The 14,547-nt window shown below is 50.6% G+C and carries 14 protein-coding genes; 2 read left to right on the forward strand and 12 right to left on the reverse strand.

What is annotated here, in order from left to right:
• The 7 genes from ACTBZS_RS06250 to ACTBZS_RS06280 form a co-directional block, all read right to left on the reverse strand.
• The coding region (locus tag ACTBZS_RS06250; RefSeq protein WP_463043591.1) for an aldehyde dehydrogenase family protein at positions 1-566 on the reverse strand (566 nt) is incomplete at its 3' end.
• A 23-nt stretch (positions 567-589) separates the two neighbouring features.
• Entirely contained in the window at positions 590-1,855 is a 1,266-nt protein-coding gene (gabT, locus tag ACTBZS_RS06255) for a 4-aminobutyrate--2-oxoglutarate transaminase (protein ID WP_022653552.1), read from the reverse strand.
• Positions 1,856-1,913: 58 nt separating this feature from the next.
• A complete protein-coding gene (locus tag ACTBZS_RS06260) occupies positions 1,914-2,741 on the reverse strand; it encodes an ABC transporter permease (RefSeq protein WP_022653551.1) in 828 nt (275 codons plus the stop codon).
• Positions 2,742-2,747: 6 nt separating this feature from the next.
• Positions 2,748-4,013 carry an ABC transporter permease gene (locus tag ACTBZS_RS06265; RefSeq protein ID WP_460430125.1) on the reverse strand — a complete coding sequence of 422 codons (1,266 nt, stop codon included), beginning with the start codon at positions 4,011-4,013 and terminating at the stop codon, positions 2,748-2,750.
• 55 nt (positions 4,014-4,068) lie between these two features.
• On the reverse strand, positions 4,069-5,103 hold the full coding sequence (locus ACTBZS_RS06270) for an ABC transporter substrate-binding protein (RefSeq protein WP_022653549.1): 1,035 nt from the start codon (positions 5,101-5,103) through the stop codon (positions 4,069-4,071).
• A gap of 36 nt (positions 5,104-5,139) precedes the next feature.
• Positions 5,140-6,252 carry an ABC transporter ATP-binding protein gene (locus ACTBZS_RS06275; RefSeq protein ID WP_022653548.1) on the reverse strand — a complete coding sequence of 371 codons (1,113 nt, stop codon included), beginning with the start codon at positions 6,250-6,252 and terminating at the stop codon, positions 5,140-5,142.
• 231 nt (positions 6,253-6,483) lie between these two features.
• Positions 6,484-7,665: an acyl-CoA dehydrogenase gene (locus ACTBZS_RS06280; RefSeq protein WP_460430124.1), complete on the reverse strand. Its 1,182-nt coding sequence runs from the start codon at positions 7,663-7,665 to the stop codon at positions 6,484-6,486.
• Between the two features lie 207 nt (positions 7,666-7,872).
• Here ACTBZS_RS06280 and ACTBZS_RS06285 point away from each other — a divergent pair, with 207 nt between their 5' ends.
• Together ACTBZS_RS06285 and ACTBZS_RS06290 are read left to right on the forward strand one after the other, a co-directional pair.
• Entirely contained in the window at positions 7,873-8,673 is an 801-nt protein-coding gene (locus ACTBZS_RS06285; protein WP_460430123.1) for an IclR family transcriptional regulator, read from the forward strand.
• Between the two features lie 209 nt (positions 8,674-8,882).
• Positions 8,883-9,506 (forward strand): hypothetical protein, encoded by a 624-nt coding sequence (locus tag ACTBZS_RS06290; protein ID WP_463043592.1) that lies wholly within the window; start codon positions 8,883-8,885, stop codon positions 9,504-9,506.
• On the opposite strand, the gene ACTBZS_RS06295 is transcribed toward ACTBZS_RS06290, so the two are convergent.
• The 5 genes from ACTBZS_RS06295 to mscL all read right to left on the reverse strand — a co-directional run bounded on the left by ACTBZS_RS06295 (position 9,412) and on the right by mscL (position 14,497).
• A complete protein-coding gene (locus tag ACTBZS_RS06295; RefSeq protein ID WP_463043593.1) occupies positions 9,412-10,173 on the reverse strand; it encodes a chemotaxis protein CheB in 762 nt (253 codons plus the stop codon). The genes ACTBZS_RS06290 and ACTBZS_RS06295 overlap by 95 nt on opposite strands.
• Before the next feature lie 57 nt (positions 10,174-10,230).
• Positions 10,231-11,820: a methyl-accepting chemotaxis protein gene (locus ACTBZS_RS06300; protein WP_463043594.1), complete on the reverse strand. Its 1,590-nt coding sequence runs from the start codon at positions 11,818-11,820 to the stop codon at positions 10,231-10,233.
• 190 nt (positions 11,821-12,010) lie between these two features.
• Positions 12,011-13,342, reverse strand: a complete 1,332-nt coding sequence (locus tag ACTBZS_RS06305; RefSeq protein WP_022653542.1) for a glutamine synthetase family protein — start codon at positions 13,340-13,342, stop codon at positions 12,011-12,013.
• 21 nt (positions 13,343-13,363) lie between these two features.
• Positions 13,364-14,062 (reverse strand): 2-C-methyl-D-erythritol 4-phosphate cytidylyltransferase, encoded by a 699-nt coding sequence (ispD, locus tag ACTBZS_RS06310; RefSeq protein WP_022653541.1) that lies wholly within the window; start codon positions 14,060-14,062, stop codon positions 13,364-13,366.
• Positions 14,063-14,065: 3 nt separating this feature from the next.
• On the reverse strand, positions 14,066-14,497 hold the full coding sequence (mscL, locus tag ACTBZS_RS06315) for a large-conductance mechanosensitive channel protein MscL (protein WP_463043595.1): 432 nt from the start codon (positions 14,495-14,497) through the stop codon (positions 14,066-14,068).
• Between the last annotated feature and the right edge of the window lie 50 nt (positions 14,498-14,547).

Genomic DNA, 14,547 nt, shown 5'->3' on the forward strand with positions numbered 1-14,547 from the left:
GACAGAGGGGTTTGCGAGGCAGGCTTGAGCACCATCGTGCAACCCGCAGCTAAAGCAGGGCCGGCCTTACGGGTAATCATCGCCGAAGGGAAGTTCCACGGTGTGATGGCGGCACAGACACCAATCGGCTGTTTCATCACTAAAAAGCGACGGTCGGCCAATGGACTCGGGATCATATCGCCGTAGATACGTTTGCCTTCTTCGGCAAACCATTCCAAGAAGCTTGCGGCGTAAACAATTTCACCACGCGATTCCACCAGCGGTTTACCTTGTTCCGCCGTCATCAAGCGCGCTAAATCTTCTTGGTTCGCCAACATCAGCTCATACCAGCGGCGCAAAATCGTCGCACGCTCTTTCGCTGTTTTTGCCCGCCAAGCAGGCAATGCAGCATCGGCAGCATCAATCGCAGCGCGGGTTTCTTCGGCAGTCAAAGAAGGCACATGGGCAATAACTTCACCCGTGGCAGGGTTATCAACAGCAATGGTGTTGCCCGATGCCGCGTCACACCATTGGCCATTGATATAAGCTTGTTGGCGTAACAGTTCGGGACGCTGTAGTTGCAGCAACATAGTCAGCTCCTAGCGGGCAATTAGGCCGATTTCATGGCCGATTCAAGAATAGTCAGACCTTCTTCCAGCACGCTGTCTTCAATCGTCAACGGCATTAAGAAGCGAATCACATTGCCATAGGTGCCGCAGGTCAATAAGACCAAACCGCCTTCCAAGGCTTTGGCTTGCACGCGCTTGGTGAAGTCGGCATCAGGTTTACCATCTTGCATAAACTCCACCGCCACCATCGCACCCAAACCACGAACATCAGCAATTTGTGGCACCGCACCGCGCAGGGATTCCAGACGCGAGGTCAGTTTTTCACCAATCGCCAAGGCGCGTTCACACAGTTTTTCTTCTTCAATCACATCAATCACTGCCAGTGCCGCCGCCAGAGACAATGGATTACCGGCATAAGTGCCACCTAAACCGCCGGGGGCTGGGGCATCCATCAATTCGGCACGACCCACCACCGCCGCCAGAGGGAAGCCACCGGCCAACGATTTAGCCATCGTCATCAAATCTGGTGAAACACCGCTGTATTCCGTGGCGAACATCTTACCGGTACGGGCAAAACCAGCTTGAATCTCATCGGCAATCAACAAAATGCCATATTGGTCACAGATCCGGCGCAATTCGCGGAACAGTTCTGGGGGGGCAACATTAAAGCCACCTTCGCCTTGAACCGGTTCCAAAATAATTGCGGCCACGCGCTCAGGATCGACGGAAGATTTGAAAATTTCTTCCAAACAACGAATCGAGGTTTGTACGCTGACGCCTTGCACTTTGTTTGGGTATGGGACGTGATAGACATCGGCAGGGAAGGGGCCAAAGCCTTTTTTGTAAGGATTGACCTTGCCGGTTAAGGTCATGGTCAACAAGGTGCGGCCGTGGAACGCGCCGGAGAACGCGACAACAGCAGGGCGGCCAGTGGCAGCGCGTGCCACTTTAATGGCATTTTCCACCGCTTCGGCACCGGTGGTCACAAAGAAGGTTTTTTTCTCACCGCTAATAGGGGCCAAGGCATTCAGTTTTTCTGCCAAAGCCACATAGCTTTCATAGGGAAACACTTGGTAGCAAGTGTGTGAGAATTTCTCTAATTGCCCAGCGACAGCCGCTTGCACCTTAGGATGCAGATGGCCGGTGTTCAGCACGGCAATCCCTGCCGCAAAATCAATCCAACGGCGGCCTTCTACATCCCAGACTTCTGCATTTTTCGCACGCTCAGCATAAATCTGAGTGGTAATCCCCACACCACGCGGGGTTGCAGCAAGACGGCGCGCATTTAATTCAGCATTACTAGGCATAACAGTCTCCACAGAAGGATGCGGATTGATTCCGCAGGTCAAGATCAATTCAAAAAATTTATTGGCTGATACCGCGCAGGCGTTCCGAACGCCGGCGCAACATTTCAACCGTGACTAACATGGCAATCGAGAACAACACCAACAGCGTCGCCGCAGCCAAAATCGTTGGCGACAATTGTTCACGAATCCCCGACCACATTTGACGGGGTAATGTCCGTTGTTCTGAACCGGCCAAGAACAACGCCACCACCACCTCATCAAACGAGGTCACAAAGGCAAAGATGCCGCCGGATACCATGCCGGGCAAAATCATCGGTAATGTGACACGGCGGAACGTGGTCACCGGATTGGCGCCCAAGCTAGCAGCAGCACGCAACAATCGCGCATCAAAGCCGGTCAAGGTTGCGGTCACGGTAATCACCACAAACGGGGTCGCCAAAGCAGTATGTGCCAGCACCATGCCTAACCGCGTGTTGACCAATCCCCAATCGGCGTAGAACAAGAACATCCCCACCGCAGCAATAATCAGCGGCACAATCATCGGCGAGATAATCAGTGCCATCACTGGCCCACGCCAAGGGAATTCAGGTCGCGCCAAACCTAAGGCAGCCAATGTCCCTAAGAACATCGACAACAGCGTTGTCGCAATCCCAAAGAACAAGCTGTTGTATAACGCCCGTTGCCATTCTGCCGAGCCGAAGAAATCCAGATACCACCGCAGCGATAACCCCGGCATCGGATAGGTAAAGAAGGCTTCAGCATTAAACGACAACGGCACAATCACCAAGATCGGTGCGATCAAAAATAACAACACCAAACCGGATAAGACTCGTACTCCGTAGTACACCGTTTTCTCGGGCATCCCCGCGTAATCTGGTAGCGCCATGATCTCTTACCCCAGTTTCATGTTGTTGACACCGACAAGGCGGCTATAGATGGCATACAGCACCAAAGTTGCGGCAAATAAGACGGCGGCTAAGGCAGCGGCCATGCTCCAGTTCAATGTTTCGTTGGTATGCAGTGCCACAAAGTAACTCAGCATCTGGTCACGCGGCCCGCCCACCAAAGCCGGTGTGATGTAGTAACCCACTGCCATAATGAACACCAATAAACACCCAGCGCCCACCCCCGGCAAGGTCTGCGGCACATACACCTTCCAGAACACGGTCCAAGGATTCGCCCCTAAGCTGGCTGCAGCGCGGGCATACACCGGAGGAATACTCTTCATCACGCTATAGAGTGGCAAAATCATAAATGGCAGCAAAACATGGGTCATCGCCACCACCACACCAAAGCGGTTAAAAATCAGCTGCACAGGGGCATCAAACAACCCCATCAACTGCATCACTTGGTTCACGACACCATTGTTTTGCAACAACACAATCCATGCGGTTGTGCGGACTAACAGCGAAGTCCAAAACGGCAACAGCACACAGATCATCAACAAATTGGCGGTTTTGGCAGGCAAATTGGCCAGTAACCATGCCAAAGGATAAGACAAGGCCAAACACGCCGCCGTCACCAACGCACTGATCCAAAATGTGCGGTAGAGAATATCGAGATGAATGGCCTCATCGTCGGACACACTGACAATTTCGCCACTGGCAGAACGAGTCAGATCAAGGGCACGCAGTAAAAAGAAATCGGTGTAGCTGCTGCTGGCATTGCGAATCACTCGCCACGTTTCCACTTCCCCCCAGCGTGGGTCGGCATCAATAAACTGTTGCCGCAGGTTTTCGCTCTCAAAACTGGCCACTTTACGGCCGGCTTTCATTAGCAAGCTCAACATCCCCGGCGAGTCGTAGTTCAAACGCTTGGCGGGAACGGCTAAACGCTGTTCTGCATAAGCGGTGTCTAAATCTTGTGCCAAAGCCACAAACACGGCTTCCTCTGGCACACTTTTGCCATCCCATGCCTGAATCATTTGGGCTGTTTTTGGCAGACCTTCAGCCACTTCAGGGCTATGTACCGCACGCCATAACAACTTGCCAATTGGCGCAGCAAAGGTAAACAGAATAAACAGCAACAATGGCGCAACCAACAACGCAGCTTGTAGCTTGCGTCGCCGTTCTGAACGCGCTAAACGCTTTTTAAGGCTAAGCCCAGTGCCCTCGGATAACGGCGCACTGGTAGCAGAAGACAAAGTGGATGCAGTCATAACATACTCTCCGGCGTAGTGCGGCGGCCAAGCGCCGCCGCCACGCTAAGACGGATTACTGGGCGAGCCAGGAGACAAAGCGAGTGTTGATTTCTTCAAAGTGGTCAGCCCAGAATTCAGCACTGGCCGGTAAGGCTTTCTTCATGTTTTCTGGGTTGGTTGGCAAGTCTTGCAACACTTCTTTACTGATGTGTTTCACAGCATCTTTGTTGGTTGGGCCGTAAGCAATGTATTTCGATTGATTTGCCATGACTTCAGGCTGTGAAGCAAAGGCCAAGAATTTCATTGCAGCATCTTTTTTCGGTGCACCTTTTGGAATACTCCAACCATCGAAGTCATACACCTGACCATCCCACACAATCTTGAATGGTTTTTTCTCGTTTTTCGCGGCATCGAAAATACGACCATTGAAAGCAGTGGTCATCACCACATCACCAGAGTCCAACAATTGTGGTGCTTGCGCGCCAGCTTCCCAGAATTTCAGATTACCTTTCAGGCTATCCAATTTTTTGAAAGCACGGTCTTGACCGGCTTTAGTGGCCAACACCTTATACACATCCTTCGGTGCCACACCGTCAGCCATCAGTGCAATTTCCATGTTCACTTTTGGATTTTTACGAATCGCACGCGCACCGGGGAATTTCTTCAAGTCAAAGAAATCGTTAATAGTGGAAGGTTTCGCACCGGCAAATTTCTTATCGTTGTAGGCATACACATTCGACCACACGATAGAACCGATAAAGCAAGGGGTGATAGAACCGGGCAAGAATTTGGATTTATCAACCAGTTTGTCGATGCGTTCCAAAATCCCCTCATCACAACCGCGCATCCCGTCAGCCGATTCCATGGTGACTGCGTCCCAGCTCACAGCCTTTTTCTCAACCATGCCTTTGATTTTGGCCATCTCGTTGTTCCACACATCTTCAACGATTTTGTCGCCAGTTTTGGCCATGTAAGGCTCAAAGTAGGCTTTACGGATGCTGTTAGAATAAGCACCGCCGCCAGTGGTCACGGTGAACTGTTCAGCCATTGCCATACCGCTAGCAGCCAACAGCGACAGGGCAATCACAGAATAAGACAACTTTTTCATGATGAAACTCCTCTTGAGGTTGCGGGGTCGTACGAGTTATTGCAAAAGGTCAAGCGCACGGCAGTCTTCTAATTTCCAGCCGACGTAAATCGTTTGACCTGCTTCAGGGGTAAAACCAAGATCATTGTTTTGGGTTTTGATGATGAAATCATCGTGACCACACAAGGCAACGCGGACACGCAAATGGTCGCCGAGGTAAATGATTTCTTCGATGGTGGCGCTAAAACAATTGGCATAGTTAGCTAAGGTTTCGGCTTTGTCGGCCACATCCACACGCTCTGGACGTAACGACAGGCTCACCTCACCCCCCACTTGTGTTTTCACAACGGGGAAGGCATGAATCACCGAACCATCGGTTAATCGCACATCGCAGCTTTGTGCTGAGAGGGCTTCCACCTTACCGTGTAAGCGGTTGTTTTCACCGATAAATTGTGCCACGAACGAGTTTTCTGGCCGTTCGTAAAGATCCGCCGGTGCTGCCAGCTGTTGAATCACACCATCGTTGAACACCGCAATGCGGTCACTCATGGTCAAGGCTTCGGATTGATCGTGTGTCACATAAATCATGGTGATGCCGAGCTTTTCGTGCAGATGTTTAATTTCAATCTGCATGTGTTCGCGCAGTTGTTTATCCAATGCGCCCAAAGGCTCATCCATCAACACAATTTCTGGTTCAAAAATCAATGCCCGCGCCAAGGCGATACGCTGTTGTTGCCCACCCGATAGTTGGGCAGGGCGACGGTCGGCATAGGCGGTCAGGCGCACCATATCCAATGCTTTTTTCACTTTTTCATCGACATTGCTGCCAGATTGACCACGTACGGTAAGCGGAAAAGCCAAGTTTTCGGCCACGGTCATGTGAGGGAATAAGGCATAGTTTTGGAACACCATGCCCATGCCGCGTTTATGCGGTGGTACACGGTTAATACGCTGGCCACCCACCAAAATATCGCCTTCGGTTGCGGTTTCAAAGCCAGCCAACATCATCAAAGAAGTGGTTTTACCCGAGCCGGACGGCCCCAATAAGGTGAGGAATTCACCACGGCGCACATCAAGATTCAGGTTTTTTACAATCAGGGTTTCTCCATCATATGTTTTTTGAACATTGATGAAACGTACATGCGGTGCATGGGTGTCTGGATGCGTCATTTTCTGCTTGGCCTCCCCTAACGCCGATCAGCGCGACGGGTTGTCGTTGGTTTTTGTGAATCATGGCCCGTCTTGCATTGCAGGAACCGTGCCAGTTATTTTTTGGCGATTTCATCTGAAAATCGGCTAATTTCAGGTGAAAAAATACTGCTTACGGCAAATAAGCCGTAATTTTCCTCTAATAACTTGCTTGGCGCACCGAATTGGTTTTCAGTGCGCCGTCGCGGTGCATTAAGCGAAAGCTTGAATACCGGTTTGTGCACGTCCCAAAATCAGCGCATGAACATCATGCGTGCCTTCGTAGGTATTGACGGCCTCTAAGTTCATCACATGACGAATCACATGGAACTCATCGGCAATACCATTACCACCGTGCATATCGCGGGAGATGCGTGCAATATCCAGCGCTTTACCGCAGTTATTGCGCTTGATCAGCGAAATCATTTCTGGGGCAGCGCGACCTTCATCCATCAAACGACCCACGCGCAGCGCAGCTTGTAAACCCAAGCTGATTTCAGTTTGCATATTGGCCAACTTCAGCTGAACCAACTGTGTCGCGGCCAAAGGACGATTGAATTGTTTGCGGTCGAGAGTGTATTGACGTGCGGCGTGCCAGCAGAACTCAGCCGCACCCATTGCCCCCCAAGCGATGCCATAACGAGCTTTATTCAAACAACCAAAAGGCCCTTTCAGCCCTTTTACATGCGGCAATAAGTTTTCGTCTGGCACAAAAACATCGTCCATCACAATTTCACCGGTGATGGACGCGCGTAAGGAAAACTTGCCGTGAATTTTGGGCATCGACAGCCCTTTCATGTCTTTCTCTAACACAAAGCCACGAATTTCATCGGCGTCGTCTTTGGCCCATACCACACAGATATCTGCGATAGGGCTGTTGGTGATCCACATTTTGCTGCCTTTGAGGATGTAACCGCCATCGACCTTTTTCGCACGCGTTTTCATGCTGGCAGGATCCGAGCCGGCATCAGGTTCGGTCAAACCAAAACATCCCACCCATTCACCGGTAGCTAACTTAGGCAGGTATTTCTCTTTTTGTTCGTCTGTGCCATAGGCATAGATGGGGTGCATCACCAAGGAAGATTGCACGCTCATTGCCGAGCGATAACCTGAGTCCACGCGCTCTACCTCGCGAGCGACCAAACCATAGGCCACATGCGACAGGCCAGCGCAGCCATAGCCTTCGATGGTGCAACCCAACAGCCCCAATTCGCCCATTTCGCTCATGATTTCACGGTCGAAACGCTCTTCGCGGTTGGCTGTTAAGACACGGCTCAACAGTTTCTCTTGGCAATACGCATAGGCGCTATCGCGCACCATACGTTCTTCTTCAGTCAGTTGATCTTCTAACAGCAGGGCGTCTTCCCATTGAAAGGCCGGACGAGCATTCGACATGAGCAATCTCCAATAAACAGGGCAAAGCGGGCAACCGCAACAGTTCCACACAGCGGAACATTGTTTTACAATGCAGAACAAAACATAGCCTTTCTCTGCTAAGCTGTAAAGAGTTTCTGTCATCAAGTTGATGACGCAGTGCAACAAAAATTTGATAAACAACATCTATCCCATATTTAAAAAATCTTTGAAAAATAAGGAAAAATCATGAATATCCAGACCGAAGAGGCGGTTGGAAATGATGAGGAAAAAGACCGTTTATTTGTGACGGCTTTGGCACGGGGTTTGGAAATTTTGGCGGCGTTCCGTGCGGATGATGCCAACTTATCTAACCAACAATTGGCCCAGCGTACCCAGTTACCCAAGTCTACGGTGTCCCGTTTGTGCTACACCCTGATCAAATTGGGTTATCTACGACAGGACACAGAAAGCGGCTTATACCGTTTGGGCTACGGTGTGTTGGAATTGGCTTCTTCTTTTTTATCAAGCTTTGATATTCGCGCCCACGCGGAACCCTTGATGCGTGAATTTGCTCACACTTACCAAGTCTCGGTCAGTTTGGCTGTCGCAGATGGCATTGATATGGTTTATCTGGAAACCTGCCGTAGTAGTTCTCGAATTTCGGTACAACTCACAGTCGGCTTACGCGACCCTATTGCGACAACGGCGATTGGACGGGCTTATTACGTCAGTTTGGACAATGAGGCACGGCAAGCCGTGGACCGGAAAATGGCCATCCGTTATGACTCACAATGGCCAGAGATGGCTGCACGTTTACGACTGGCGCAGCGTAGCTTTGTTGAAGATGGCTATTGCACAGCCTTTGGCGAATGTGAGTCAGATGTCTGTGCGATTGGCGTACCGCTGCAGCTGCCCAATAACCAATTATTCAGCCTCAATGCCTGCGTACCGACATTTACTTTTCAGGAAAAAAATATGCGCGAGGTCGTAGCCCCCGCCCTGATCAATTTAGCGGCGCAAATTCGTACCGGCAGTCGTCATGCTTGACAGGCAACAGCAAACGGTGGTTTGATGGGGGCCATGAATACCGTAAATCGTTCCCACACCACATACGCTTATTATTGGTGGCCCCTCCAACAGGCGGCCATGCTGCGTCACGGTTAACGAATTTACACCCTCGACACTCAGCCCATGCCGCCGCGACTGGCGGCATGTGTGTTTCTGGTCGTGGTGGCTTACCCTAAAAAGGATTTGCCATGTTTGCCACTTCGTCCAGCCAGCCCCTCACCCTGACGCACCAACAAGGTGCACTGTTAATCATTCTGAATGATGCCAGTTGTTTAGATCGCCAGCCGAACAGCGCCAGCACCTTACGCCAACAGATTATTTCCATCGTACAACGACTGTCAGAACAACAGACGTTTGTTCCTGTTCAGATCGTGCTTGAATCGGCCATTCCTGAATTAAAAACAGCACGTCAGTTGTGCGCTGCGGCTATTGGCCAACCCATGCGCGCTTTCGACCCTGCTTTTGCTCATATCATCGATGGTTTACTCTGTGATGCCACGACCGCCGATCTACCGCTAGCCAATCACCCAGACCACCATCAAAAAGTGTTGTTAAACCTTGATCCAGAACAGGCCTTAAGCATGATTGAGGTTAGCCCTGACAATGGGCAAAAAAATAGCACGCCCGATGAGCGTGCTTGTTTCGAACAGTTACAACACCATGCGCAACAAGTGCGCCAACACCTGCAACCGCGTTTCAGCCGTTTAATGCAAGGGCTTACGACTCTTTGCGCCAGCCCTCGCGACAAATCCGCAACGACTCTTGGGCTATCTGATTTAGGTCAATTGTTTTGCGCGCCGCACCACGTTTAACCGCCTCTTTTGGCATACCATACACAACACAGGTTTTTTCACTTTGAGCCAAGGTAAACGCCCCCGTATGGCGCATTTCCAACAAGCCATTTGCTCCATCATCGCCCATGCCGGTCATAATAATGCCCAAAGCATTTTGGCCGGCAGCACGCGCCACCGAGCGGAACAAGACATCAACCGACGGTTTATGCAGGCTGACGGGCGGGCCATCGACAACATCGACGGTGTATTGACCTTGAATACGTTTCAACACCAAATGCTTACCACCGGGCGCAATCAATGCGCGCCCACGTTGCACACGGTCGCCTTGTTTGGCTTCTAACACTTCAATTTTGCACAGCTGGTTCAAGCGTTGGGCAAACGCACCCGTAAAACGCTCTGGCATGTGCTGCACAATCACCATACCCGGACAGTCCGCCGGTAGTGTGGTCAAAATTGTTTCTAATGCTTGGGTACCGCCGGTAGAGGTACCAATCGCAATCACTCTTTCAGTTTGAGGAATCAATGCCGAAGCCGAAGGCGGTGGCAAAATCACATCTGCAGAGTGGCGCTCGCGCATCAAGCTGTGCAAGGCGGCAGTAAAACCGACTTGGGTCGACGTCTTTCCGGATAAGGAAAGATGCGGCATGACAGGCGCGGAAGGCCGGGAGTCAATAGGCTGTTTCATGGGGTCCTCCCTGTAAGGCATTCCCAATTGGCCACCACATAGTGACCAATATCGCAGTTAACGCAAGTTGCGTTCCAAGTGTTGCACCAAACGGTGTAAATCATGCGCAGCGTTCTCTAACGAGGCCACCGCATCCCCCACACGACGCAGACTCTGAGTCCCTTCTTCTATCGTCGCATTCAAATTACTCATATTGTCGGCCACTTCATGCGATACAGCCGCTTGTTGCAGGACTCTTTCGCCAATTTCATGAATCCGACTGACCGCACGCTGATTGGCTGCATCAATTTGATCCAGACTATCGCTGCTGCTTTGCACTTTTTGTGCATCCGATGTCACGCATACACTGGCTTCGTCCATCGCGGAGAGTGCCAGCTTTGTTTCATGTTCAATACTGTTCACAATATGCGTAATATCGTTAGTACTCAAGGCCGTTCTTGCTGCTAAATCACGCACTTCGTCAGCCACCACCGCAAATCCTCGGCCTGCCTCCCCTGCGCGTGCAGCTTCAATACTGGCATTCAGGGCTAATAAATTGGTTTGGTCGGCAATCGCTTTAATGTTATCGCTGACTTGTGCAATTTTACTAATCGACCCGGCCAAGCTGGTAATACGCTCGCGCATGGTATCGACCACTTGCTGAATTTGGCCGGCGCTGTCTAAACATTCACTCATACAATGTTTACCTTGCGTCACCGCGACATTGGTTTCATCAGCTAATTGCCGCGCCTGTTGTGTATTGCGGGAAATATCATCTACCGCCGTACTGAGTTCTTCAATTGCAGCAGACACTTGCCCCACGCGCTGGCTTTGCCATTGTGAACCTTTGGTCAAACGCTGCATTTCAGCATGAATCCCATCCGCTTCACTTTCCACCCGCTGTGCACACAACACGACATCAGAAAACGTTGCTCTTAAATTGATGCGCAACGATTCAATGTCGAGCGCCAGGCCAGATAAGCGGTTGTATAACGCTGGGTCAACCCGTTCGGTCAGCTGTCCCTCGGTAATACGCTGTAATGCTTGGCGTGTCGCGCGAATGGGCTGAAACAAACGGTGGTGAATCATCCAGCTCCCAATCACCACTGAGGTCAAGCCCAAAGCACTAACTGGCCATTGCCATGTATCTGGCAAAAACGGCGACGCAATAAAACACAGTCCGGCAGATACCGCCTGTGCTAATAAAAACACCCGCGTCCGGCCGTGAGTAATCAGCGGGGTGGCAGGCAATGTGCTCTGTTTTTCGCGAACAGCACGATAGAGAGCCTCGCACGCTTGCACATCTTCACGTTTCGGCGGTGTCCGCACCGACATATAACCCGTAATCGTGCCATTTTCGGTGATCGGTGTGACATAGGCTTCTACCCAATAAAAATCGCCGTTTTTACAGCGATTTTTCACCACACCACGCCACGGTTGTCCGGTTTTAATGACTCTCCATAAATCCGCAAACGCTTCGGGAGGCATGTCGGGGTGACGCACGATATTGTGGCTGGCCCCAAGTAACTCATCACGATGAAAGCCGCTGATATCAGTAAACGAGCTGTTGACGTAGGTAATCCGCCCCTTTAAATCGGTCTTGCTTACAATCGGTTTTCCCAGTTGTAAGAAATGCTCTGTTTGACTGACTGGCAGATTGATCTTCATAAATCCCTCAGAACGCCGCTGATTCGTTGCTGTAAATTGAGCAATTGCCCCCGCAATAGGCGCGGGGGCTGATTATAAAGCGATATGTCAATCTGTGTAGGGATTATTTTAAGCAAGGTTTAATAAAGAATAAGACAGCAAATCAAAAAGACAAAATCATATTACATAAGAATATCAAAAATATAAAAAATCAAATCAAATAACGGCGTTCCCACGGGGTGATCTCACTCAGGAAGGCATCGAGTTCGACCTGTTTGGCGGCGATAAAGGCTGACGTAAAAGCTGAACCAAATAGACGTTCTGCGGTTTTTTGTTCTGCCATCCGTATCAAAGCCATGTCTAACGACCGTGCCAAACGACCATCGTTTTGTGCATCGCGGTAAATGTCCCCCTCGGCAGCAGGCGTTGGCATCAGTTGATTCAACATGCCATACAGACCAGCAGCAAGGCTAGCAGCCAAAGCCAGATAGGGATTAGCGTCACTTCCCGGTAAGCGATTTTCGACACGTCTGGCAGCGGGATGGGATAGCGGAATGCGTAACCCAGCCGAACGGTTATCATACGACCAAGCAAAATTCACCGGCGCAGTCATATAACGCACAAAACGACGATACGAGTTAACCGAAGGGCATAGCATTGGCATTAAATCGGGCAGGCATTGCTGCAAGCCAGCAATAAAATGAAAAAACAACGCGCTAGGCTGACCATCTGGCAAACTAAATACATTATGCCCCGTTGTATCAATTACGCTCTGATGGAGGTGCATCGAACTACCCGCCGCCCCCGCTAAAGGCTTGGCCATAAACACCACATTAAGATTATGTTTCAAGCCAATTTCACGCAGAGCATATTTAAATAAAAACGTTTGATCGGCTAAATCTAAAGCATCGCCGTGCAATAAATTGATTTCAAATTGCCCCGGGCCTAACTCATGAACAAAAGTATCAGATCGAATACCTAATAACGGTAAAGCCTGATATAGCTCATCGAAGAACCCATCAAACGCATTCAGAGCATGAAAAGTAAAAGCCGATGCGCCTTGTTCTTGGCGACCCTCACGGGTTAGCGGCAGGCTAAAGGGCTGGTTGGGGTCGGGATTCAGCGCAAATAAATAAAACTCTAGTTCAGGCGCCACAATCGGCTGTAAGCCATGCGCTGCATATTGGCGCAGCACATTTTTTAGCACTTGGCGCGAGGCAATAGGCGTTTCTTTGCCATCTAAATCAACACAATCATGAATCGCCAACATGCGAGGGGTGCGTGCCCACGGCACTGGGCGCAACGTGGCATAGTCTGGTTTTAACTGCATGTCGGGGTCGGATTCGCCGGTATATTTCACATCAGGAAAATCACCGGTTGCCGTATAGATGGCGATAGCGCGCGCCATCCGCAGCTCTTGCCCAGCCAAAAAAGCCTCGGCTGGCAATGCTTTACCCCGTGGCAAACCATTTAAATCTGGAATGACACATTCAATTTCTCTTGGCTGTAGGGCCCGAATGGCCTCAACCACCACAGCAGGCATCGATTTCACGACATCAACTCTCTAGGTTGTGCGGATGAGCTTTAACACCGCTTCAGCTAAAGCCATATCCTCAGCATAGGTTAATTTGAAATTGTAGGGCGACCCCAACACCAATTTGACGGGGTGACCTAAAGCTTCAACTGCAGAAGCTTCATCGGTAAAGTGTGCAGGATCCTGCGCCAGTGCGGCACGAAGAATCGCTGTGCGGAACATTTGTGGTGTCTGTGCTTGCCACATCTTCTCGCGAGCCACCGTTGCTAACACACGTTGTTGTGCATCAGCTCGTTTTAGCGTGTCGGCCACCGGCAACGCCAAGATGCCACCACTGAGGTCATCGGCCAAGTCATCAATTAAACGGCGCAAACTGGCCGGCGGCAGGCAACAACGGGCGGCATCATGCACCAACACCCAATCCTGTTCTTGACATGCCAATTGACGCAAACCATTTGCCACTGTCTCAGCACGTGATTCACCACCGACATACGCAATTCGCAAACGCGTTGACTGAAGACCTGCAGCAGCCAAAGCGGCTGGTTGGCAAAACGTATCATCGGGCGCCAAGACCAATAACACTTGCTCAATCGCGGGCTCTGCTAACAAGGTGCGTAGGGTGTGAAACAACACTGGCTCGCCCTGCAACAACTGATATTGCTTGGGAATCTCACCACCAAAACGCAACCCTTTACCAGCCGCCGGCACAATCGCCCAAATCCGTGCCATGACTTACTTCTCCTTGTTGGATGATTTTTGCTCTGCCTGTTGTCGCAATAGATCGCGAATTTCACTCAATAACACTTGCTCTGGACTCGGAGCCGGTGGGGCAGCGGGCGGAGGGGTTTCCTTTTTCTTTAAGGTATTGACTGCTTTCAGCCCCAGAAAAATCGCCCACGCCACAATCAGAAAATCAATGATGGTTTGAATGAATTTGCCATAGGCAATCACCACCGCCGGCTGATCGCCACTCGCCGCCTGTAGCGTGATGGCTAAAGCGGAAAAATTCACGCCACCTAACAATAAACCAAGCGGCGGTGTAATCACATCTGCCACCAGTGAGGACACAATTTTGCCAAATGCCGCACCGATAATGACCCCCACCGCCATATCAATCACATTGCCACGCGCAGCAAAAGTTTTAAATTCTTGAAGTAAACGCATGTTTTAGACACTCCGTAATAAAAAACCCGTCCCGATAACAGGACGGGTTG

This window comes from Aquaspirillum sp., from assembly GCF_055136605.1.